22 protein-coding genes and 1 tRNA gene are annotated in these 21751 nt (G+C 41.1%); 10 read left to right on the plus strand and 13 right to left on the minus strand.

Annotated elements, in window-relative coordinates; all coding sequences use genetic code 11:
- Nucleotides 1–132 precede the first annotated feature (132 nt).
- Genes BC751_RS01030 through BC751_RS01040 form a run of 3 tightly spaced genes read right to left on the minus strand, consistent with a single transcriptional unit; the run spans nucleotide 133 to nucleotide 1967 of the window.
- The gene (locus tag BC751_RS01030; protein WP_130273923.1) at nucleotides 133–585 is read right to left on the minus strand and encodes a nuclear transport factor 2 family protein; all 453 of its coding nucleotides are present in this window, start codon (nucleotides 583–585) and stop codon (nucleotides 133–135) included.
- Nucleotides 585–1271 carry a head GIN domain-containing protein gene (locus BC751_RS01035; RefSeq protein ID WP_130273924.1) on the minus strand — a complete coding sequence of 229 codons (687 nt, stop codon included), beginning with the start codon at nucleotides 1269–1271 and terminating at the stop codon, nucleotides 585–587. The genes BC751_RS01030 and BC751_RS01035 overlap by 1 nt, the downstream gene beginning before the upstream one ends.
- An 18-nt stretch (nucleotides 1272–1289) precedes the next feature.
- A complete protein-coding gene (locus BC751_RS01040; protein ID WP_130273925.1) occupies nucleotides 1290–1967 on the minus strand; it encodes an SDR family NAD(P)-dependent oxidoreductase in 678 nt (225 codons plus the stop codon).
- A 45-nt stretch (nucleotides 1968–2012) separates the two neighbouring features.
- Here BC751_RS01040 and BC751_RS01045 point away from each other — a divergent pair, with 45 nt between their 5' ends.
- The 3 genes from BC751_RS01045 (at nucleotide 2013) to BC751_RS22170 (ending at nucleotide 3585) form a co-directional block, all read left to right on the plus strand.
- A complete protein-coding gene (locus BC751_RS01045) occupies nucleotides 2013–2894 on the plus strand; it encodes a mechanosensitive ion channel family protein (RefSeq protein WP_130273926.1) in 882 nt (293 codons plus the stop codon).
- Complete coding sequence (locus tag BC751_RS01050) at nucleotides 2878–3210, plus strand: MGMT family protein (RefSeq protein WP_165389777.1); 333 nt, start codon at nucleotides 2878–2880, stop codon at nucleotides 3208–3210. Before BC751_RS01045 ends, BC751_RS01050 begins: the two co-directional genes overlap by 17 nt.
- Before the next feature lie 123 nt (nucleotides 3211–3333).
- On the plus strand, nucleotides 3334–3585 hold the full coding sequence (locus BC751_RS22170; RefSeq protein WP_242617323.1) for a helix-turn-helix domain-containing protein: 252 nt from the start codon (nucleotides 3334–3336) through the stop codon (nucleotides 3583–3585).
- Here the strand turns inward: BC751_RS22170 and BC751_RS01060 are convergent.
- Nucleotides 3495–5381: an IS1634 family transposase gene (locus BC751_RS01060; protein WP_242617319.1), complete on the minus strand. Its 1887-nt coding sequence runs from the start codon at nucleotides 5379–5381 to the stop codon at nucleotides 3495–3497. The two genes, BC751_RS22170 and BC751_RS01060, sit on opposite strands and share 91 nt — an antisense overlap.
- Before the next feature lie 184 nt (nucleotides 5382–5565).
- Between BC751_RS01060 and BC751_RS01065 the strand changes: the two genes are divergently transcribed.
- Nucleotides 5566–5766, plus strand: a complete 201-nt coding sequence (locus BC751_RS01065) for a hypothetical protein (protein WP_207226820.1) — start codon at nucleotides 5566–5568, stop codon at nucleotides 5764–5766.
- A gap of 16 nt (nucleotides 5767–5782) precedes the next feature.
- Here the strand turns inward: BC751_RS01065 and BC751_RS01070 are convergent, their stop codons facing one another.
- The gene (locus tag BC751_RS01070) at nucleotides 5783–7228 is read right to left on the minus strand and encodes a sodium:solute symporter (RefSeq protein ID WP_130273928.1); all 1446 of its coding nucleotides are present in this window, start codon (nucleotides 7226–7228) and stop codon (nucleotides 5783–5785) included.
- A 54-nt stretch (nucleotides 7229–7282) separates the two neighbouring features.
- Between BC751_RS01070 and BC751_RS01075 the strand changes: the two genes are divergently transcribed.
- The 4 genes from BC751_RS01075 to BC751_RS01090 all read left to right on the plus strand — a co-directional run bounded on the left by BC751_RS01075 (nucleotide 7283) and on the right by BC751_RS01090 (nucleotide 8733).
- Nucleotides 7283–7576 carry an ATP-dependent Clp protease adaptor ClpS gene (locus BC751_RS01075; protein WP_130273929.1) on the plus strand — a complete coding sequence of 98 codons (294 nt, stop codon included), beginning with the start codon at nucleotides 7283–7285 and terminating at the stop codon, nucleotides 7574–7576.
- A 12-nt stretch (nucleotides 7577–7588) separates the two neighbouring features.
- The gene (recR, locus tag BC751_RS01080) at nucleotides 7589–8206 is read left to right on the plus strand and encodes a recombination mediator RecR (RefSeq protein ID WP_130273930.1); all 618 of its coding nucleotides are present in this window, start codon (nucleotides 7589–7591) and stop codon (nucleotides 8204–8206) included.
- Between the two features lie 130 nt (nucleotides 8207–8336).
- Nucleotides 8337–8410 (plus strand) — tRNA-Ala (locus tag BC751_RS01085).
- Nucleotides 8411–8451: 41 nt separating this feature from the next.
- Nucleotides 8452–8733 (plus strand): GIY-YIG nuclease family protein, encoded by a 282-nt coding sequence (locus BC751_RS01090; protein ID WP_130273931.1) that lies wholly within the window; start codon nucleotides 8452–8454, stop codon nucleotides 8731–8733.
- On the opposite strand, the gene BC751_RS01095 is transcribed toward BC751_RS01090, so the two are convergent.
- The 7 genes from BC751_RS01095 to BC751_RS01125 form a co-directional block, all read right to left on the minus strand.
- On the minus strand, nucleotides 8648–9436 hold the full coding sequence (locus BC751_RS01095; RefSeq protein WP_130273932.1) for a DEAD/DEAH box helicase family protein: 789 nt from the start codon (nucleotides 9434–9436) through the stop codon (nucleotides 8648–8650). The two genes, BC751_RS01090 and BC751_RS01095, sit on opposite strands and share 86 nt — an antisense overlap.
- Nucleotides 9433–9762, minus strand: a complete 330-nt coding sequence (locus BC751_RS01100) for a hypothetical protein (protein ID WP_130273933.1) — start codon at nucleotides 9760–9762, stop codon at nucleotides 9433–9435. The genes BC751_RS01095 and BC751_RS01100 overlap by 4 nt, the downstream gene beginning before the upstream one ends.
- Nucleotides 9763–9931: 169 nt before the next feature.
- Entirely contained in the window at nucleotides 9932–10507 is a 576-nt protein-coding gene (locus BC751_RS01105; protein WP_130273934.1) for a pyridoxamine 5'-phosphate oxidase family protein, read from the minus strand.
- Nucleotides 10508–10582: 75 nt separating this feature from the next.
- Nucleotides 10583–11680, minus strand: coding sequence for a hypothetical protein (locus BC751_RS01110; protein ID WP_207226822.1), 1098 nt, complete (start codon nucleotides 11678–11680; stop codon nucleotides 10583–10585).
- 85 nt (nucleotides 11681–11765) lie between these two features.
- The gene (locus BC751_RS01115) at nucleotides 11766–12338 is read right to left on the minus strand and encodes a Pycsar system effector family protein (RefSeq protein WP_130273935.1); all 573 of its coding nucleotides are present in this window, start codon (nucleotides 12336–12338) and stop codon (nucleotides 11766–11768) included.
- A 201-nt stretch (nucleotides 12339–12539) separates the two neighbouring features.
- A complete protein-coding gene (gene clpB, locus BC751_RS01120; RefSeq protein WP_130273936.1) occupies nucleotides 12540–15152 on the minus strand; it encodes an ATP-dependent chaperone ClpB in 2613 nt (870 codons plus the stop codon).
- A gap of 201 nt (nucleotides 15153–15353) precedes the next feature.
- On the minus strand, nucleotides 15354–15824 hold the full coding sequence (locus BC751_RS01125) for a hypothetical protein (protein ID WP_130273937.1): 471 nt from the start codon (nucleotides 15822–15824) through the stop codon (nucleotides 15354–15356).
- Nucleotides 15825–15985: 161 nt separating this feature from the next.
- Here BC751_RS01125 and BC751_RS01130 point away from each other — a divergent pair, with 161 nt between their 5' ends.
- A complete protein-coding gene (locus tag BC751_RS01130) occupies nucleotides 15986–19168 on the plus strand; it encodes a histidine kinase N-terminal 7TM domain-containing protein (RefSeq protein WP_130273938.1) in 3183 nt (1060 codons plus the stop codon).
- A 26-nt stretch (nucleotides 19169–19194) separates the two neighbouring features.
- Here the strand turns inward: BC751_RS01130 and BC751_RS01135 are convergent, their stop codons facing one another.
- Complete coding sequence (locus BC751_RS01135; protein ID WP_130273939.1) at nucleotides 19195–20439, minus strand: dipeptidase; 1245 nt, start codon at nucleotides 20437–20439, stop codon at nucleotides 19195–19197.
- Nucleotides 20440–20713: 274 nt separating this feature from the next.
- Here BC751_RS01135 and BC751_RS01140 point away from each other — a divergent pair, with 274 nt between their 5' ends.
- The gene (locus tag BC751_RS01140) at nucleotides 20714–21715 is read left to right on the plus strand and encodes an acyl-ACP desaturase (RefSeq protein WP_130273940.1); all 1002 of its coding nucleotides are present in this window, start codon (nucleotides 20714–20716) and stop codon (nucleotides 21713–21715) included.
- The last annotated feature ends 36 nt before the right edge of the window (nucleotides 21716–21751 follow it).

Here is a 21751-nt window from a genome sequence, read left to right on the forward strand (position 1 = left end):
CAAACAATGGAGATATTTTTTACCAATACGTCAAAAATATAGTTTCGTTTTTAGAAGTTCAAAAAGATTTAGCCCAAACCCTATCAATCTTGAAAAAAGCCGGAGTTTAGAGTAACTCCGGCCGTCCAAGGCTTACTTGCAGCCTTCTTTTCTTCTCGTATCAATCACATAAGTGATTTTCCAACCATCAGCTGTTTTAATAAGCTGAAATGAATTCACCCCACAATGGCTAAATCCATCATTCACATAAAATTCATAGCTGGTCCAGGCAGATGCCATTTGCCCATCGATTTTTATCTGATAATCTAAAATCCTTTCATCAAGGGTAGTTCCAACCGGGGTAGTGGCGATTCTATTGATAAAATCGGCAACAGAATTGGAGCCTAAGGTAGCACCTTGCTCCCCTGCTATCACGGTTTGCATACTGGCATCTGGATGAAAAGATTGCCTGACCAACTCCGGATCTTTGTTTTTCATGCCTACAAACAGGGAAGCGATGACTTTTTCAACTTCTTTTTCCTCTTGGGCCTGTAACGATGGCGTTAATAAAACGATGGATAAAACAAGAATTAGGACTTTTTTCATTAGTGTCTGGAGATAGTACCACCGGTACTGGTTTTTACATTGATTTCTTTAGGATTTCCTTTGTAATAAATTTTTGCTGCGGTGGCCGCCGAACCTTCAATAATGCCGGTGGTTCTAAAGTAAACCGTTGCCGCGGTATTTGCCATTACTTCCACCTGATTGGCCCTTAGATTTTGTCCGTCTATCTCTGCATTGGTAAAGGCCCTTAGTCCGAGTTTTTCCACTTTTCCTGTTACAAAAATTTTGGCATTGGTGGCTGCCTCTATGTTCAGTACATCCGCTTCGACTTCTGCTTCAAGGTAAGCACTGGTAGATGCAAACAAATAGGCTTCAGATGCTTCGATTGGGCTTTTAGCGATAACTCTGGCACTTGTCAAGGCTTCTATGCCCTGAATGTCCTTGTAGGTAATTTTAACCTCGACATTGTGGTTTCTGAAATTCCCTCTCGCCAATCGAATCTCCAAGGTTTCATCCACAATGGAGGTTTCCACCTTGCCCAATTCTATCCCGGATACCGTTAGTTCAGCTTTATTTTCACTCCCTTTGACCAGTTCAACTTTGATGGCATTGGATACTTTGACTGCATTGAATGCACCAAGACTTCTGACTTCCCTTTGGGTCTGCGCCTGTAAAAGCCCAAAAGTCAAGAAAAAAGATAAAATCAACAGTGTGGTTTTTGTTTTCATTTTTGATAATCATTTTGTTTAAATACCTCCATAAAGCTTAAAGGTCATGTTTCTCAAAGCGGGGTTATTGACCGCATAATGCATAGCCTCTGCAATATCTGAGGGACTTACCCATTGCGTAAAGTCCGCATCCGGCATGGCCTCTCTATTCTGAGGCGTATCAATGATACTGGGGACAAAAATATGCGCCCTTATCCTGGTGCCTTTTGATTCTTCTGCTACGTAATTGGCCAAGCCCATCACCATATTCTTGCTCAAAGCGTATGCCACAACGTTTTTCCCATCTTGTGGCTGAAGTGCAGGACGGGCCCCAACGAAGAGAAAACTACCAAAATCAGCCTTTTTCATAAAGGGAAGGAAGTTTTTGACCATGTTGAAGGCCGAATAAAAATTCAGCCGGATCATCTTCTCCAAGTCTTCGACAGTGGTGTGTTCAATATCACCCATAGCAAAACCGCCCACCAATAGTGCGATAGCGTCCACTTCCCCATATTGCATTTGGTATTCACTGGCAAATTCAAGAACAGCTTCGGGATCTATTACATCTACTTCATAGACATCATCTGCCTCCTCCACTTCGTCTCCGGAATCAGGCTGAATAATGGCTATAATCCTGTAACCTTCTCTCTTAAATTTGCTTACCACCTCCAAACCCAAATTTCCTGCAGCACCCGTGATGATAATATTCCTTTCCATATTTACTTTTGTTTGTTTTTAGTCATCATTCAAATTTCAACCAACATGCCCCAATCAAAATCAGTTTTTAGACTTGCCGAAACAAAGAAATTCCGCATTTTTATAGTCAAGCTGCTGATCTATCTTGCTTTGTTCCTCCTGAACACGATTTCTGTTCCTTTTATGGATTGGGTCTCTGCCAAACCAGGGCTTTCCAATGTCATTACTGCGATTCTTTTCCTTCTTGGTGCAAATATCCTCATTTCTTTGGCAAGAATAATTACAGCAAGAATCTATCTTAGAAAACAAGAAGACGAAGAACTGCATCCCAATTTCCTCCTGGGAATTGCTTGGATTTCCAATATACTAAATTCGATCGTATTCATCTCTGCACTCATTATGGCTTTTGGTTTAAAGCCAGTAGAGTTCTTGACAAGCTTGACCATTGTTGCTGCCGCCATAGCCATCGTTACTAAGGATTACATCACCAATACCATCAATGGACTGATCATCATGTTTACAGATCAGTTTTCATTGGGTGACACCATCAAAATCAATGACCAAAAGGGGATCATAAAAGATATCACTTTGATGAACACTGTGCTCAAAAGAGACGATGGACTGACCATGATGATTCCCAACAACCTGATGCTTAGTACCCACGTCATCAATTACAGGTTTACGGACCGTAAGGATGTGGAGTTTTTGTTTGAGGTACCCATTGAATATAAAATGGGACTGAAAGAAATCAAAGAAAAAATCGAGCCCAAACTATCAAAAAGGCTGGAATCAAAAGAAATTTCAAAATTCGTGGTAGGATTGGGCGGTGTGTTCGAAGAAAAAATCGCCTTCAAAATAATCGTGGGAATTGCACCTGAAAGAGAGCCTGAGATCAGGGAAGAGTTTGATGAAATCTTATTGGAACTATTGTATGCAAAACAGGGATAATTACTTCGATCTGGTATATCAGGTAGTAAAACTCATTCCCAAAGGAAGGGTAACTTCCTATGGGGCCATTGCCAATTACCTTGGCCTCAAAAGCGGGGCCCGCATGGTAGGATATGCCATGAATGCCTCCCATAGTCAGCCGGACATCCCTGCACATAGGGTAGTCAACAGGAACGGGGTATTGACCGGCAAACATCATTTCCCGCACCCTGAATTCATGCAGCAACAATTGGAATCAGAAGGCATTAAGGTAAGAAATGATAAAATCCTTGAGTTCGAAAAAATATTCTGGGACCCAAATAACTTGGAAATCTGAGGTGTTTTTTACCAAAATCAGGCGCTTATTGATAAAATCTGACTTTTTTTAACATTTTTTCAGAAAACCGAGCAAATGTGTATGCTTTTTGTGAAAGCATCAAAAGTACAAATTGTTTGACTTATGGATACAGCATTGAAAAGCCATATTGCGGAGAACCTCCGCAAGCACCGGGTATTGAGGGGCTACACACAGGAATATATCGCAGAATACCTGGGCAAAAAAGACTACACAGCTTATTCGAGGTACGAACAGGGCAGATCCAATCTTAACCCAGATTGCAGCTATCCGCCTGTAAGTAGCTGTAATTTGGGTATTTCTGTTTTTTTGAGTTCAAGTTTGTGTACTACGGATTTTCTTTTTTTAAACGGTTGATATTTGGCCTTAAGGATGTCGTAGATTTCTTTTAGGTTTTTGTTTGGAACTGTACACTTGCGTGTGGTAATGATTTTGTCATAGGTGTTTTTCCCTGAAGTAGTGATGACCTTTTGTGTGTTGCCTACTCTTACTATTTCACGCCAGCAGCTTTTTATTCCATTCTGTTTGAGCTGGTACCTTACTGTATTGACTATCCAATATGCAAGGATTCCCAGATGTAGATGTGCCATGGCGGCATCATCATTTTTATGGTAAATCGGTCTGAGGTCCAGGTCGGTTTTGAGGGTACGGAAGGCATTTTCTATTTCCCTGATAGTGTTATAGATATTCCAGATGATGTACTCCTCCTGCACGTTCAGGTTTGTCCGTAAAAAATAGACGCCCAGATTATCGGTTTTTGCCTGCTCCCGTTCCGGGTTTTTCTTCCATGACATTGCTGTTGCCTGTTCTGTTTTAGGGTCACTTTCAACAGTGATCTCATAATAATACTGGACTGATGGATACTTTTCTTTGGCCCTCCCGATGCGCTGGTGGACTTTATCGGTTTTTTTGACTCCTCCCTTGCTGTTGAGGGCATGGTGTATTTTTTGCAGCTCCTGTTCAAACCTTTCTTCGAACTGTAGCTTCATACCTTCCTCTTTCTTCTCTTTGGAAGGGCTTTTGACTTCTAAATAATAGTCTGTGTTTTTTTCTGTGGACACGGCTCTGAGTCTGATGTTCTGCTTTGATTTTGTTTCCAGCAGAGTTGTAAGCCTGTCGGGCACATAGCTATAATCCTTGAGTTTTGTCCTGCTTACACAGAGGTAGCTGTATCCTTTGTTCCGGATAAGATGCAGGTTTTCTTCGGTGGCTATGCCCGCATCGAGTACCACTACCGCAGGTCCTGTACAGGTGTGGACGGAAAGCTTTTCAATCATTGCGGCAAGTGTGTTGCAGTCTGCTATGTTTCCTTCCAGGATTGAGGAGTACTTGATAAACCCTTCCACATTCACTACCAGTGCCAGCACAACAAGTTTCGCATCTTTTCTTTTTTCCTTGCTCCTTCCGTATTGTGCCAGCTTACTGTTCGGCTTTTCTCCCTCAAAGTAGGTGTTGGTCAGGTCATAAAGGATGATCTTATCCTGCAGATCAAAGAGTTCATTGGTACGTTTGGAAAGGTGCTTTTCGAGTGAATCTTTGACTTTGTACAGCTCAAGCGCACTTTTGTACAGCTTGTCCTTGGTTATTTTATCCATATCATAGCCCGTAAGCTCACAGACTGCCGAGTTTTCCTTTATCCAACGGACAGTTTTGAGTTCGGAAGCGGGGTATACCGCACGGGATACAACCTGTGTGGCTGCAAGACTGGCATCTTCGGCGCTGAATCCCGCCGAAAGTAATAAAGGTGTAAGCTGTAGCTTCTCCCATGTCCGGAAAGCAATATTCTCAGCTCCTATTTCCCTGGCATTACTGTGCTGGATGGTATCCATATCCACCATCCGTGACAGCTGCTGTTCCGACTTGATATCCAGCTTCTTGGAAGATACGATCCGATTCCAGAAGTCTTCAACATAGCGTCTGACGATTGGATCTTCCTCCAGGTCAAAAAGAGAAGCCTTCTGCTCATACTTCTCGGTAAGGTGTTTCTGTATTTTGTTGAGCTGCTCGGGTGCAGCATCCTCCATGAAACCTATATTCAGGATAGTGCGATGACACACCCTGTTGTCCGCATTACGGTAACTTTCCACCAGCCGGTAGTATCCGCTGAGTATTCCCGTATCGGGATGTTTACGTAAAGAGAACTTGAAATACATGGTGTAAAGTACTGGTATTGAACCCCAAGATGCAATACCCCTTGTGTACTACAAACCGAAAAATGGCCTTATACAGCCCGTAGAAAAAAAATCACGTAGGGGGGTACGGATAATCGGAGCTAAAAAAAAGAAAATTTCCCGAAATTTTCTTTTTTAACCCCTAAAAGCTGCAATCTGGGTTAAGATGGAAGACGCGATACGGTTGGCAGAGTTGTATGAGGTGGATGTACAGGAATTGATTGCTGTGGCGCCAAGTGTACAATTCACTCAGGAAAACCATAAAAAAACAAATGGAAATGGTCAGATCTCTGTATTGGTGGACCTTGATGGCAGCCCAAACAGTTTGGAGAACAGCATATCCAGGTTAAAAAAATCAATGACCTGATAGCCAGACATGAGCTTTAGTTTTTCTGTCTGAACAAATACAGACCCAAAAACATCAAGAGACCGTTTAATATCAGGACCTCAAATCCAAACTTATAGCCCCAAAGCAACTTTTCAGAATTCTTACTGATTACAAAAGCCAAAACAGGAGCAGCAATAGCCAAGTAAGGCACTACCTTGTCTTTTACCTTCCACTTGGTAAACAGACCAAAGGAATACAATCCCAATAATGGGCCATAGGTATAGCCTGCAATGATAAATACCGCATTGATTACACTTTGGTCATTGATCCAGCGGAAAAGAAGGATGACAAAAAACATCAAGAAGGTAAAGCCAAGATGCACGGTTTTCCTGACTGCCACTTGTTTTTCTTTTGGATATTTCTTTTCTATTTCCAGGAAATCAAAACAAAAAGAAGTAGTAAGTGCTGTTAAAGTAGAATCAGCACTGGAATAGGCTGCCGCTGTAATTCCCAGGACAAAAATAATCCCAGCAAATGCAGTAAAATGTTGGGTAGCAAGAAACGGGTAAAGATCATCGGTTCGGGCAGGAACAGTCAGACCCTTGATTTCGGCATACTGATAAAGCAAAACACCTAAAGAGAGAAAAAGGAGGTTGACAAAAACCAGGATGACCGTAAACCAAAACATGTTTTTCTGTGCATCCCCGATATTTCTACAGGTCAGGTTTTTTTGCATCATATCCTGATCCAGGCCGGTCATGACGATAGTGATAAATGCACCCGAGGCAAACTGTTTGAAAAAATTGGTGCCGGATTGCCAATCCCAATTGAAAATTTCAGAGCGGGGATCTGCCACAATATTGGACACAAGCTCACTCACTCCAAGTATCCCAAGATCTTTCGCGACCAGGTAAATACTGACCACCACCGCCAAAAGCATAAAAAGGGTCTGCAAGGTATCCGTCCATACCACGGTCTTGATGCCCCCTCTGTGCGTGTAAAGCCATATCAGAGAAACCGTAATTAAAACAGAAACCCAAAATGGAATGCCCCAGGAATCAAATAATATAAGTTGTAAGACCCCTGCTACTAAAAAAACCCTGATCGAAGAACCCAGGGTCCTGGACAAAATAAAAAAGAAGGCACCGGTTTTATATGACCAAAAGCCGAATCTGTCTTCCAGGTAACTGTAAATAGAAACCAGGTTCAGCCGGTAGTACAAAGGAAGCAAAACCTTGGCAATGGTAAAGTAACCCAGGGTATAGCCCAAAACTACCTGAAAATAATGAAATTGTGTATTTCCAATTTCTCCGGGAACAGAGACAAAAGTAACTCCTGACAGGGAGGCTCCGATCATCCCAAAAGCAACCAGAAACCAAGGGGATTGCCTGTCACCTGTGAAAAATGTTTCGGAAGAGACCTTCCTGGAAGTAAACCAGGAAATCAAAAACAAGAGGGCAAAATATGATGTTATAACGATTAAAACTAACTTTGAATCCATAGTAACTTCAGGTGAGCATCGTGCTAAATTGTCTATAATAATTAAATTTGCAAAATGAATTACCATACAGAAGCATATCCCATGTTGGAAGAAGTAGAAGTATTACTGGAAGAGTTGATCGATACCGATGAATGTGAGTTGGTGGTATTCAATGACGACATCAATACCTTTGACCATGTGATCAAAGTGCTGATCAAAGTTTGCCAACATACGCCGGAGCAGGCAGAACAATGTACCCTGATCATTCATTATAAAGGCAAATGCACCGTAAAAAAGGGCAGCAGATCTAAATTAAAGCCCATGTGCCAGGCTATCTTGGATGCCGGCATCCAAGCCGCAATCATTTAAAATACCAAAGGAGTGAACTTCCCTTCCAAACTTATTGAAAATGCTGTCAATGAAATCAGCAAGCTGCCGGGCATAGGAAAAAAAACTGCGCTTAGGCTTGCATTACACCTCTTGAAACAAAAAGAAAATTTCACGGATGATCTGACAGCTGCGCTGACAGCATTAAGGAAGGAAGTCAGGTATTGCCAAAAATGCCATAACATCTCCGACACAGAAGTATGTTCCATCTGTTCAAGTAACCGACGGGACAAAAGCATCATTTGTGTGGTCGAAGACATCCCTGATGTTTTGGCCATTGAAAATACGGCACAGTACAATGGCCTCTATCATGTTTTGGGCGGTGTAATTTCCCCCATCCAGGGTATTGGCCCAGATGATCTGAAAATAGAGGCCTTGCTCCAAAGAATTGAAGAGCCAGGAGAAGAAAAAGTATCAGAAGTAATTTTGGCATTGCCTGCTACTATGGAAGGGGACACTACCTCCTTTTTTATCACCAGAAAATTGAAAGAGTTTGGCATTAAGGTGAGTACCATTGCCAGAGGAATCCCGATTGGCGGCGAATTGGAGTATACAGATGAAATCACCTTGGGTAGAAGTATCCTTACGAGGGTAAATTATTCCGCAGATTAATTTTTTATTTTGCGCATTTCAAATCACTTTCTATATTTGCAGTCCGAAAGGGGAATTAGCTCAGTTGGCTAGAGCGTCCCGACACCTGTCGGGAAGGCCATCTGTTCAAATTCTACAAAATTGACATATTGGGGAATTAGCTCAGTTGGCTAGAGCGCTACACTGGCAGTGTAGAGGTCATCGGTTCGAATCCGTTATTCTCCACTAAGGCTTGCGGTTTTCGCAAGCCTTTTTTATTTTTAAACATGTACTTTGTTTATATCCTTTACTCTTCAAAGACCGATAAATTTTACATCGGATCTACTGATGATCTGGAATCCCGTCTAAAACACCACAACTACGGAGCTACACCCTCAACCAAATCTGGAGCTCCAAATTGGCGCATCGTACATAAAGAAATATTGCCCGACAAGTCTTCCGCACTGAAACGGGAACTTGAAATCAATTCAAAAATTGATCCCAATAAGGTATATCCTTTCTCCCGTCAAGAAACCTCTTCAGAACAGGTTTTAAGTTTTCCTTTATAGAAATTAGGGACAATTTACCAGCACCATATTGGTCATAAATTGATGCTACCACATCATTGAAGTTGTTGTACAACACCATAGAATCTGTTGCCACTTTTCCTTCAAGATCCTCACATCCGATAAATCCGGAATAACCGGCATGCTCTTCGACAAAAAAGAAAACGATTTCTTGTTCTGTCTGTTTTTTGAAAAGTCGGATATTCCCCTTGGGTCCCGTAAAAACTGCAAGTTCTTCCAACTGAACGTTAAGCTGATAATCCTCCAAAATCCCTTCCAATACCATCAGCACATCCAAAGCCAAAGCCTCAGAGAAGTAATAGGAGTCCCCCGCGGATTGAATCCTTTTTTGGGCGACCTCCAATTCGACATACAGATGGACCCATTCCGTCTGAAAACCCAAACCATTTGCTTTATACACCAGGTCAAAGAATTCATCCAAATCATCACTTACCACATTGTGCTCTATTACCAAATCCTTTCCATCAAAAAGGGCAAAAAAACCTTCATCCGTCAATCCATTGATTATGGACAGCCTGTCCTCTCCATAATCTTCATCCTTCAGAGGCTCCAGGTTACCAAACCTACCAAGACAATGCTCTGCCATATCCATAATAAAGTATTTCTCTTTATCCGAGTACTTATTCTTGATATAAGTACTCTTGCCCGCTCCGGGAATTCCGGTCACGAAAATAATTTTACTCATTGTTTTATTTGTTTTCCATAGTTCCACATGATATACCAAATGTCATGGTAAGCAGACAACTTATCCCTTTGAAGCTCAACTTCGGCAATCTTATTTTTGAAATTGGGATAATTAATGTCCATAATTTTTGCAGCAAGCATTTCTGCCATTTCCTTTTTGGGAACCAAAACCCTGAAGCGGTAATCTGCTTTCGGAGTTTCCACTATCCTCTCCTCTGAAAACATGCCAAGGAGATCCTTTTTGACCCGGGCACGGACCATCAAAGTGTCCTCCAGGTCACGGTGTTGTACGATGGACAAAAACCCATCAGTCGACGCGATCCACATATTTTAATTAATTGGTTGCTTACACTGCGTGTCAGGAAAAAATCTTCATTTTTAAAAATCAAATCTTAAGCCCGAAGGATTACTTCTTCAACCTGACAACAAGACTAAATTACTCAAAAAAAATCTGGTCACGAAATTATTGACACATATTGTCAATAATTAATTTATTTCATGGAGCTATCCAAGAACCTGTCCAGCTCTCTTCCTCTCTATCAAACCTAATCCTCAAATGCTCCAATACATTAAGTTGCAGGGCTTCAATAGAATAGGGAATAATCCTGACAAGCATAAAATACTGATTGCTTGACAAATCCTCATTCCAAAAAAAAGCATCTTCAGGCTGAAAAATAGACAGGCCCGGAGCAATTAAGGAGTTGTATGCTTTTCTTGCTTCTCCCTGCACCCTGTTCCAATGAGCTGCAGCTAGTACATCTTGATGATGCAGATAAGCCTGACCACTTATCCGAATCTGTGCTCTTTTTTGGGGATGATAGAAAAGTAGGGACACGTTGGGGTCAGCTTGTATGCTTTTTACTTTTTGGGTCCGGGAATCCGTATACATGAAAATGTTTAGGTCTTCATCCACTTTCCTTAAAACCACATGGCGCAAATCTGGCGCTGCATCCCCTTGAGTTCCGAAAACCAAATACCTGAAAGGATGCTTTTTATCCAAAGCACCACGGTGCAGTTCATGTTTTACGATGGAAAAAACTTCACTTGGACTGTTCTGAATTTTGAATAACATTACTTAGAAATGAATTGGCGATAAGATTAAGACGATTGTTGATCTAACCTTCCAAACAACCCAATTGTTAAGAAATTATACGCCTCTACACCTGGAAAAAATCTCATCTTTAAACTTCTTGTCATTTTTTAAAATATCGAAAAATTCTTTCATGTATTGTTTCATTGCAGGAACTTCTTTTGGACTAAGATGCACTGCGGCCTGATGAAAAGCTTCCCAAACCATTGGCTCCCGCTCGAGGTAATAAGCCCTTACATATTGAAAAAGGGCCTCATCCCTACAAAAACCCCGGTATAGTCTCTGCCTCACAGAATTGATATTCAGCTTTTCACTTACTGTAGCATACTGAGCATTGACCATCCCTGTCATATCAAAATCATAACACAAAGGAATATAAGCTGTATTGGGTAGCTGCATGATGGTCACATTATGCTGAACAGCCGCTGACCAATCTGTATTCCCTATGAAGAATTGAAAAAAGTCATGAACCACAGAGGCAGTATCCTGAAGTCTCATGGGATTCATTTCCCTCCCCTTATGCAGCTTGGCCCCAAACCTATCTGCCACCAAACCATCGTCTTCTATAAATATTGCCTTAACATCATAAGCCTTTTGCTGTTTAGATCCTTCATCAGTCAGATTGAGATTGATTAATCTTGAATTAAAATGGTAAGGACTTAGCGGTTCATATAATTTGTAACAAATGTATTCCTTTACCAAAAAATCACTGGCATCCTTGGCATTTTGACAAGGCAAAACCACTTTCAAGGTTTTATTTCCCTCGAAAAGGGTCCCCTTCACCTCCTTTTTTTTCATATGTACTTTCAACGGGGTAAAGAAACACTGATCCCTTCTGAAATTACCCCGACCACGGGTAATTATCGGTATGGAATCCCAACCTTGATCTTCCTTACCGTAAAAAAGATATCCTGATTTACCCTCTTCATCTGATTTCCTGGATTTCACTTCCTTGAAAGAATAGCCTAACCTTACATCCAAAAGCTCATCCTCTTGGAATAATATTGATTTTTTAGACTCCTGCTGGGACAAGGAAAAGTTAACTGCACCCAAAAAAGTGAAAAGAAGAATGAAAAACAGGAGTTCTTTCCCCCACTTTATATCCCTTAAAATCATTTTCATTAATGGACATAAAAAAGATGGGAAAAGTCTCATGGTAGAAAAGGTTTAAGTTCAATCAAAAATTAAACAAAAACCACAACAAATCAAAGGGTTACAAGCCCAAATCAACGCCCCCCAGTTAAAGAATATCAAAAAGGAGATAGGCCAAAAATGAGCAAACACCTATAGCCAGACCGAGAAGAAAGACATTATAAGCATATCCCAAGAGATTATACTTGTTTTTTAAGACCTTCCCTTGGTAATATAAGGTGACTGCCATGTGGCTGTTCAGCTCGCTACGGGAAGGAAGTATTTTTTCGAGTTCCTTTAAAAATCCTTCTTTGGAATAAGCTGAACTCTCACCGAAAAACAAAAGACTACCTTGGTTTGGATTACTGGGCACTGTTTTATCATCCACTATTTTAGGCTTAGCAGCCTGCACCCCCAAAATTGTAGAAATGAAACAGGTTATTAAAATAAATACGAGAGGTATAATCAATTTAGAACCATACAGATCAATTTTATTGGAAATCGTCCCATATCCCGATATGGCAATAATAGATGAAATAACCAGGGCATTGATACTGATAACCATATTGGCCTTGTTGTCTGCGATCTGCAGCAGATTGCAATTGTTTTTAAATGCCACCCTAAAAAATGTCTGCCTCTCCCGTTCAGATTTTTCTTTTTTAGACGATAGTTCTTCCTGCATATAAGTTTGGTTTCGGGTAATTAATTTACAAAAAATTTCTCCTCAACCACTGAATTGTAAAATAAAGATGGATGGAGAACTTTAAAAATATGAGTAAACCTTTTTTTTATACATCAGGGCTTCCTCTTGGTATTCACATAAAAAAATAAAAGAGGCTGTCCCTATTTTTGGGACAGCCTTAGATAAAATGTGTTGGCTTTGTTATACCGCTATGGTATCCACATTTTTGAAGTAAACCTGCTTGTCAGCATCTAGGTCCACCAATACTGCAGAATCGCTCTTTATATAACCTGCCAAAATTTGTTTGGACAGCTCATTGAGAATCAATCGCTGCATGGTTCTCTTAAGTGGTCTTGCTCCAAACTGTGGGTCAAAGCCTACTTCTCCTAGATAATCCAGTACCTCCTGTGTCGCCTCAATCTCAATATTGGCTTCTGCCAGTCGTTTTTGGATTTCCCTCCACTGTATATCCACTATTTTTCTGGTGACTTCTTTATTGAGCGGTTCAAACATGATCACCTCATCTATCCTATTGAGGAACTCCGGTCTCACGGATTTCTTCAACAGGTCAAAGACCTCGGCTTTGGTTTTTTCCATTACCTCTTCTTTGTTCCACTCTTCCATTTCGGCAAACCTCTCCTGAATCAGGTGCGAACCGATATTGGTGGTAAGGATGATGATGGTGTTTTTGAAATTGGCCACCCTACCTTTATTGTCTGTCAACCTTCCGTCATCCAGCACCTGTAGCAGGATATTGAACACATCCGGATGGGCTTTTTCGATTTCATCCAACAGGACTACAGAATAAGGCTTGCGTCTGACCGCCTCAGTCAATTGCCCTCCTTCATCATAGCCTACATATCCCGGAGGCGCTCCCACCAATCTGGATACCGCATGCCTTTCCTGATATTCGGACATATCTATTCTCACCATGGCATTCTCATCATTGAAGAGGTATTCTGCCAAAGCTTTGGCCAATTCTGTCTTACCCACACCGGTGGTACCCAAAAAGATAAATGAACCTATCGGACGCTTGGGATCCTGTAGCCCAGCCCTGCTTCTTCTTACCGCATCGGAAAGTGCAGCAATAGCCTCTCTTTGTCCCGCGACACGTTTGCCCAACTCATCTTCCAGGTGGAGGAGTTTTTCCCTCTCACTTTGGATCATTTTGGAAAGAGGAATTCCTGTCCATTTGGAAACCACAGCAGCAATATCTTCATGGTCCACTTCTTCTTTCAATAATGGCGAACCCTGTTGCATTTCAGCCAACTGCTTTTTGTAGTTTTCAAGTTTTTGCTCTGCCTCTACAATCTTTCCGTATCGGATTTCGGCCACCTTACCAAAATCACCCGCCCTTTCTGCCTGTTCGGCCTCAAGCTTCAGCTTTTCAATATTCTCTTTTTCTGTCCTAATACCGGTGATCACTGATTTTTCCGACTCCCACTTGGCTTTCACAGACTGCCTTTTTTCTGACAATTCAGCGATTTCTTTGCTTAGGATAGCTTCCTTATCCTTGTTGTTTTCTCTTCTGATGGCTTCACGTTCAATCTCCAGCTGCATGATCCTACGGTTGAGTTCATCCAGTTCCTGAGGCAGGGAATCAATCTCCATCCTCAACTTGGCTGCCGCCTCGTCCATCAGGTCAATGGCTTTATCTGGAAGGAAACGATCGGAAATGTACCGCTGGGAAAGTTCGACTGCTGCAATGACTGCATCATCTTTGATCCTTACCCCATGGTGGAGTTCGTACTTGTCCTTGATCCCCCTCAAGATGGAAATGGCATCCGCTGCATCAGGCTCATCGACCATGACTGCCTGGAATCTTCTTTCCAAAGCCTTATCTTTCTCGATGTACTTTTGGTATTCTTTGAGTGTGGTTGCTCCAATGGCATGAAGCTCTCCCCTTGCAAGGGCAGGTTTCAACAGGTTGGCCGCATCCATGGCCCCTTCCCCTCCTCCTCCGGCACCAATCAGGGTGTGGATCTCATCAATAAAGAGAATGATCTCTCCTTCTGAATCAGTCACTTCCTTGATTACTGCTTTCAGCCTTTCTTCAAACTCACCTTTGTACTTAGCGCCTGCCACAAGCAAGCCCATGTCAAGGGATATAATGGTTTTGGATTTGAGGTTTTCCGGCACGTCACCACTTACGATCCTCTGGGCCAGTCCTTCGACTATGGCAGTCTTACCCACACCTGGCTCACCCAGTAGGATAGGATTGTTTTTGGTCCTTCTGGCCAATATCTGTAAAACCCTTCGTATTTCTTCATCCCGGCCGATTACAGGGTCAATCTTTCCCTTCTTGGCCAGATCATTCAGGTTTTTGGAATATTTCTCCAAAGCCCTGTATTTGGATTCTGCGTTTTGGTCTGTCACTTTATTTCCTTTTCTTAATTCCTTGATAGCTTCGATCAGTGCTTTTTCACTCATTCCCTGATCTTTCAATAGCTGGGCAGTTTTATCGGTACCTGCCAAAATACCCAAGAGCAAATGCTCAATGGCTACAAACTCATCCCCAAAGGTCTTAAGGTAATCTTTAGCCTTTACCATCACCTGATTGGCCGCATTGGATAAGTAGGGTTGCTGACCGCTCACTTTGGGAAGCCCCCTGATGATTTCGTCAGTTTTTTGAACCACCAAAGTCTTATTCACGGCAAGTTTTTGAAGAAGAAAGTCGGTGACATTTTCATCCTCGGAAAAAATGCCTTTGAGCAGATGAGCAGGTTCTATGGCCTGCTGTTGCTCTGCCATAGCAAGCTCCGCCGCTTTTTGGATGGCTTCCTGTGATTTGATGGTAAATTGTTTGAAATCCATGGTTAAAGTTGGTTAATTATGATAATTTAGAGACTCCACTTGGAAGTCCATTTTCTTAAATCAAATTTTTTACCAAAGCAAAAAACAGCCAAAAAACGGAAAATTTGTCCGATTCATGCAGATTCACGGTCTTAAACAGGACTATTTGACAGAAGAACCCTAAACCGGCCAGGGGAATCCTACAATTATTTGCCGGAATTATTAGTCTTTTGGTTTGGCATACCTTTCCATTTCCCTTTGGTACCTATCAATATCCATTTTTAGTTTTTCTACAGAAATTTCTGTTTTCTTAATCCCCAATTCCATTTTCGAAATATCAGCACTGGAAACCTTCCCTTTATTGATAGCCTTTTCCATTTTCAATCTTTGCTTGGCAAGTTTGATTTCTGTTTTATGCTTATTATTCAAAGCTTTTTCATAATTACTTATGGCCTTCTCATAATTGGCGATTCTTTTTTGCTCTGCCTTTTCTCTAGCCATGATTTCCTTTTCATTTTTTGCCTGAGCTTTCATTTCTGCCTTCTCTTGGGCAAGCCTTTTCTTTTCTTCCTGGACTACTTTTTTGGCATCCACCAATTCCTGTTGGCTCTTTTCATCTACCTCTTGGGCAAAAAGGTGGCCGGCTGATGAAATTAAAAAAAACGTAAATAAGGCAATTGCAAATTTTCTCATAACAATACATTTTGGTTTTTAGATTTACCTCAGAATAATTTTCCAAAAATCAGCTTTGACACCGTATGATTTTTTTCAAAAATTAATTCTGATATTTTTACATAGACTTATCCTCTAATTTAAAAAGATAAATATTAATTTGCTTGTTGAAATTGATAATTATGGACATTCAATTTGCTTATAACCCTTTCGCAATCCCAATATTTTTAACGAGCATTATTTTTCTTGGACTATTCCTGCTTTCAACAAAAAGATCGAATCAGCTTGGAGAAAAATATTTTTCCTACCTTATGGTGGGCTGTTTTTTTTACTCTTTTTTTTATGGAGTTGAACTATTGGGGGCTACGCCCAGCACCATCAAACTTTTTTATTCTTTGGAATTTCTTGGGGATGTCTTCATTTCCCCTTTGCTTTTACTCTTTGTCCTAAAATATTCTGACCGATCAGACATAATCAATAAGACTTGGATCAATATACTTTTTGCGCTTTCCGGCTTGTTTTTGATATTCGTTTTAACCAATGATTGGCACCAGCTTTTTTATTATGAAATCAGCACAAAATTCAATGGTTATTTTACCTCTGTATCTATTGACCCCAACATCCTTCACTGGCTTTATGTAATTTACAATACCCTGCTTATCATAACCTCTAACATCCTCTTATTGAGAATGATTTTTTCTGTGCCAACCATTTACAGGGGGCAAGTGCTGATCATGCTTCTTGGAACATTTATTCCATGGATAGCCTACATCATGATGATTTTTGGCTTTTATCCCTACGGGCTGGACCCGGTTCCTTTTTTCCTTGCCATCAGTGCTATCCTGTTGTACTGGGCTTTATTCAAATACAAGCTTTTCAGAATTAATCCAATCGCATTCAAAACCATCTTTGACAACCTCTCAGATGGTATTTTGATCATTGATGAAAGCGGGGAGATTATCGCCCAAAACAGACGTGCACAATATATTTTGGATACAATATTGCCAAACAAGAAGTTTACTGCAATACATCAGATTACCCAAAGCTGGACTGACCTGGCCGAACTTTTCCTTCCTGAACAAGCCAAAAAACTATTTGAATTTTACTTGGAGAAGGATGGCAGGTATTACTTGGCATTTTTGAAAAAAATCACGGAAGGGGAAGATGTTAACATTAAAAGAACCCAATATTTGTTTTTCAGGGATATCACCAGTCAAAAACAAGCTGAAGAAAGGATCCGGGCAAATGAACAAAAGCTCCAAAGCATCAATACCTCCCTGTTAAGAAATGAGAAAATGCTCACTTCTATAGCATTTGCTACAAAGGAATTGTTATCCAATGCCGATTTCCAAAAAGCTACCCAGAAAGCCATCACCATTCTGGGGGACGGTGCAGGTGCTGACCGCGCTTATCTTTTTGAAAATAGCATGGATGAAGAAGGCAACTATTTTAGCTCTCAGCGGTTTGAATGGAGCGCCTTGGGGGTCCCCCCGGAAATTGATAATCCAGAGCTTCAAAACCTTCCCATCAGCTTATTCGGAGAGTCCATGAAATTCCTGTTGGAAAATGAGGTTTATTTCAATATAGTTTCAAAAATTGAAGATGAAGGTCTCAAAGGGCTTTTGGAAAGTCAGGGAATTAAATCCATCCTGCTTATACCAATTTTCGTTGAGAAGAGATTTTGGGGTTTTGTGGGATTCGATGACTGTCAGAAGGAAAGGGAATGGAGCGAGGCGGAGACAGCATTGCTCATCAGTTTCGCTGAAAGTATTTCCAATGCTGTGGAGCGGAAAAACATGGAACAAAACCTCAGGTTATCCATGCAACAAGCGAATGAAGCCAGTGTTGCCAAATCAGAATTTCTGGCAAACATGAGCCATGAAATCAGGACACCACTAAACGGGGTAATCGGTTTTTCTGATTTATTAATGAAAACGAATCTAGATGAAACCCAAAAGGAATTCATTCAATCCATTATGCAATCCGGCAAACTCCTCTTGGACCTGATCAATGACATCCTGGATTTTTCAAAAATTGAGGCCGGAAAATTGGAGCTTAGTCCAACAAAAGTTAAGCTGGAAGGTTTGGCCAAAGAAACCTTGAAATTGATTGAACCATCTATCGATAAAAAGAACATTGGATTAAAGCTCAGTATGACTGATGTTTTGCCCGGTACCGTCTGGGTGGATGCCACCAGGTTGAAGCAGGTTATGATCAACCTACTGAGCAATGCCTCTAAGTTTACCCATGAAGGTGAAATTGAATTATCCATCAAGAAACTCGGCCATAGCCATGACGGAAAATATATTGATCTGGAATTTTCTGTAAGGGACACTGGAATTGGTATTTCTAAAGAGAAAGAAAAAGTGATTTTTGAGGCCTTTGCGCAGGAAGACAATTCCACGACAAGAAAATATGGGGGAACAGGTTTAGGACTTACCATCAGTAACAAAATCCTGCAATTGATGGAATCCCATCTGGAACTTGAAACAGAACTTGGTAAAGGAAGCCGCTTCTTTTTTAAACTGAGCCTGCCAATTGCAGAAACGGAAGAAATGCTTGAGGAAGATAAAGCTTCTGCTAAAGCGGAAAAACCTGAACCAATTGTGCATCCAAATCCACAAAAAACAAATGGTGTTTTAAAAATCCTTTTAGTAGATGACAATCCAGTAAATATGTTATTGGCAAAAACTATTGTCAAAAACCTTCTCCCTGGATGTAAAATATTGGAAGCCAAAAACGGCAGGGAAGCTGTCGAATTGTTTTCCAATGAAAATCCTTCGATGATCTTCATGGATATTCAAATGCCTGAGATGAGCGGGTATGAGGCAACTATTGCCATTCGCCAAATTGAAAACAATACAAGAAGAGTTCCCATTGTGGCCCTAACTGCAGGAACAGTCAAAGGGGAATTTGAGAGGTGTATTGAAGTTGGCATGGACAACTATCTTTCCAAACCAGTGGTAGTGGCTGATATCCAGGAAATGCTGGACAAATATATAGGAACCCAGAAAATAGAAGAGGATAAAAAAGTCTTGTCCAGATTGGATGAATTCAGGAAATCGGATCCTGAATTTTTCAGGCAATTACTGGAAGTCAGCCTCCAAAATATTGAAAAGATAAAAGGCGACCTTGCAAAAACCCTGAAAGAAGGAAATCTGAAATCAGTCAAACAAGCTTGCCATGCCCTTAAGGGTGTAGCCCTGAACCTTGACTTTAAACATTTGGCAGAATTATGTACCTCTGTTGAATTATTTGAAGAATTGGAAAAGGAAAATAACCGTTCAACTTTCGAAAAAATCCTGGAAGAATCAGATAAAACCGTGGCTGAACTGAAAAAGGAACTCGAAGTACTGAAAAAATAAAAAAGGGAGCGCTCCGGCTCCCTTTTTTATTTACCTGCCACCGCTTCCACATCTTTCCAGACCCGGAAGAAATTTTTATAACAGATCTTTTCGACATCTTCTTTGCTATAACCTCTTTTGAGCAGTTCTGCAATAATATTGGGATACATAGAAGCATCCTTCAATCCCTCCGGCAAGGTATCCCCAACCCCATCAAAATCCGATCCCAGGCCCACATGATCAATCCCGACCAATTTCACCACATGATCAATATGGTCTACTACTTTGGACACATGTACTGTTGGTTTTTTATCTGCAGAATAAGCCCTGATATATTCCTGGGCTTTTTCATCCCTATAGCTCAGGTTATTTTCCTTCAACCACTCCTGGACATGTTCCCTTATGGCCGAATTGGCATCAGAGTACGCTTGATCCAGGAAACTTCCTCCAAAAGTGATCATGACCATACCATTCTTTTCGGCAATTTTTTGAATGATTTCGTCAGACACATTTCTTTCAAATCCAGGAGTAAAAGCCCTCACAGAGCTATGGGTAGCGACTACCGGGGCTTTGGATACTTCAGCCACATCAAAAAATGTCTTGTCCGTAACATGGGACACATCCACGATCATCCCCAATCGGTTCATCTCCTTGACTACATCCTTGCCAAACTCGCTTAATCCTCCATGCGTCTCCGCATCATCATAGGAGGAATCCCCCACCAGATTATCTTTTCCATGGGTAAGGGTCATATACCTAATGCCTTTATTGTAAAAATAGGCTACATTGGATAAGTCGTCTTCAATGGCTGCTGCATTTTCAATTCCCATTGGAAGGGATAATAGGCCTTTTTTAAAGTTTGATTCAATTTCTTCCGGGGATCTGGCAAAAGCCAATTTGTCAGGCCAGGTATTGATCATCCTTTCTACCATCATAATCAGGGTATCTGCCAAGCCCTTGGCGCCACCCGTTTCCTGGTATGATGCAGGAATATATATTGCCATAAACGGAGCATCCACCCCTCCTTCTTTTGCCCTTACATAATCAATATTCCCCTGATCGCTCCTGCTCATAAAATCAAACACCTCGCCTCTCATGTGGTGCCCCATATTGTACATCCTAAAAGGAAGATCCATATGGCCATCCACTATGATGGTATTTTGAGCGATTTCTTTGGCAATTTCCAACCTCTCCTCATCGGTTAATACCGTGTAATCTACTTTTTCAGCCTGTGGGGAACTGCATGCAGATACAATCCCTAGCAAAAGGATAAATAATATGTTTTTCTTCATGGCGTTTAGAGTTTAAGAACCAAAATACTGTTTTGACATGGCCAAATTGCCTGAAGATTTATAAACGGTCAAATACTGGCGATGGAACGTGTAAAAGTTAGCTAAAAATAAAAGACTATATTAAATGTGGCGTGCAAGAAGAAACCCAAAACAGAAATCGGGTTTCTTCGCGCTTAAATTCGTTTATTGTCCTTACCTTTAGGGAAAATCAATCTTTACCATTAAATTTTCCTACGGAATTTTATTCCGGTGTGTAGGAAAAATAACCCTTAGCATGAACAAGCCGGATAAAATAGATTACGAATTAGAAAAAAACATGGAAGTCATCTCACAGTTGGATGGCTATGTCAATCACGCAGTTGAAAACATTCTGGTCAATCCAGATGAATGCTGGCAGCCTTCGGATTTTTTGCCGGATATGAGTCAGCCTGATGCCTTCGATGAGGTTAAAAAACTTCAAGAAAGAGCCGCTAACATTCCCGACACAGTCATAACCTCCCTCATTGGGAACATGATCACCGAAGAGGCCCTTCCAAGTTACCAGACATATTTCAATTTATTGGAAGGCATCAATGTAGAAGGAAGCCTTTTGAGCAACTCAGGATGGGTAAAATGGTCCAAAGCATGGACAGCAGAAGAAAACAGGCACGGTGACCTGCTCAACAAATACCTTTACCTCTCAGGAAGGGCAGATATGAAAAAAGTGGAGCAGACCATTCATAGGCTGATTTATAATGGCTTTGATCCAAGATCTGAAAAAGATCCTTATCAGGCCATCATATATACCTCCTTCCAAGAAAGAGCTACCAAAATTTCCCATGTAAATACGGGCAAACTTGCCGATAAAGCAGGAGATGATGTTCTTTCCAGAATATGTAAAACCATTGCCGGAGATGAGGCAAGACATGAAAAAGCTTACAAAAATTTCATGTCCCAAATCTTTGAAATCGACCCAAGCGGAGCAATTCTGGCTTTCGAAAAAATGATGAGAAAACAGATCGTTATGCCTGCCGTATTAATGGGTCAGGGAAGTTCCAACCCCACGCTTTTTGACCAGTTTTCCGCAATTACCCAAAAAATCGGAATCTATACAGGTTGGGATTATGCGAGAATCATTGACCATTTGGTTAAACTCTGGAAAATTGAAAACCTGACAGGCTTATCCGATATGGCTGCTAAGGCACAAGATTATCTTTCCAACTTATCAGAAAGATACATGAGACTGGCAGACCGAATGAAAGCCCCTGATGAGGTTTCCTTAGCCTGGTTAAAATAAAAAACGACAAGCCTGAATCAATTCAGGCTTTTTTTT

This window comes from Cecembia calidifontis (assembly GCF_004216715.1).
GTDB lineage: Bacteria > Bacteroidota > Bacteroidia > Cytophagales > Cyclobacteriaceae > Cecembia_A > Cecembia_A calidifontis.

Coding starts and splice junctions, on each gene's coding strand:
- BC751_RS01115 (WP_130273935.1), bottom strand. CDS start 12,338: ATGCAGGAAGAACTATCGTCTAAAAAAGAAAAATCTGAACGGGAGAGG.
- clpB (WP_130273936.1), bottom strand. CDS start 15,152: ATGGATTTCAAACAATTTACCATCAAATCACAGGAAGCCATCCAAAAA.
- BC751_RS01110 (WP_207226822.1), bottom strand. CDS start 11,680: ATGAGACTTTTCCCATCTTTTTTATGTCCATTAATGAAAATGATTTTA.
- BC751_RS01045 (WP_130273926.1), top strand. CDS start 2,013: ATGCCCCAATCAAAATCAGTTTTTAGACTTGCCGAAACAAAGAAATTC.
- BC751_RS01030 (WP_130273923.1), bottom strand. CDS start 585: ATGAAAAAAGTCCTAATTCTTGTTTTATCCATCGTTTTATTAACGCCA.
- BC751_RS22170 (WP_242617323.1), top strand. CDS start 3,334: ATGGATACAGCATTGAAAAGCCATATTGCGGAGAACCTCCGCAAGCAC.
- BC751_RS01140 (WP_130273940.1), top strand. CDS start 20,714: ATGAACAAGCCGGATAAAATAGATTACGAATTAGAAAAAAACATGGAA.
- BC751_RS01065 (WP_207226820.1), top strand. CDS start 5,566: ATGGAAGACGCGATACGGTTGGCAGAGTTGTATGAGGTGGATGTACAG.
- BC751_RS01075 (WP_130273929.1), top strand. CDS start 7,283: ATGAATTACCATACAGAAGCATATCCCATGTTGGAAGAAGTAGAAGTA.
- BC751_RS01130 (WP_130273938.1), top strand. CDS start 15,986: ATGGACATTCAATTTGCTTATAACCCTTTCGCAATCCCAATATTTTTA.
- BC751_RS01040 (WP_130273925.1), bottom strand. CDS start 1,967: ATGGAAAGGAATATTATCATCACGGGTGCTGCAGGAAATTTGGGTTTG.
- BC751_RS01060 (WP_242617319.1), bottom strand. CDS start 5,381: ATGTATTTCAAGTTCTCTTTACGTAAACATCCCGATACGGGAATACTC.
- BC751_RS01135 (WP_130273939.1), bottom strand. CDS start 20,439: ATGAAGAAAAACATATTATTTATCCTTTTGCTAGGGATTGTATCTGCA.
- BC751_RS01125 (WP_130273937.1), bottom strand. CDS start 15,824: ATGAGAAAATTTGCAATTGCCTTATTTACGTTTTTTTTAATTTCATCA.
- BC751_RS01035 (WP_130273924.1), bottom strand. CDS start 1,271: ATGAAAACAAAAACCACACTGTTGATTTTATCTTTTTTCTTGACTTTT.
- BC751_RS01100 (WP_130273933.1), bottom strand. CDS start 9,762: ATGTGGATCGCGTCGACTGATGGGTTTTTGTCCATCGTACAACACCGT.
- BC751_RS01090 (WP_130273931.1), top strand. CDS start 8,452: ATGTACTTTGTTTATATCCTTTACTCTTCAAAGACCGATAAATTTTAC.
- BC751_RS01095 (WP_130273932.1), bottom strand. CDS start 9,436: ATGAGTAAAATTATTTTCGTGACCGGAATTCCCGGAGCGGGCAAGAGT.
- BC751_RS01070 (WP_130273928.1), bottom strand. CDS start 7,228: ATGGATTCAAAGTTAGTTTTAATCGTTATAACATCATATTTTGCCCTC.
- BC751_RS01105 (WP_130273934.1), bottom strand. CDS start 10,507: ATGTTATTCAAAATTCAGAACAGTCCAAGTGAAGTTTTTTCCATCGTA.
- BC751_RS01050 (WP_165389777.1), top strand. CDS start 2,878: ATGCAAAACAGGGATAATTACTTCGATCTGGTATATCAGGTAGTAAAA.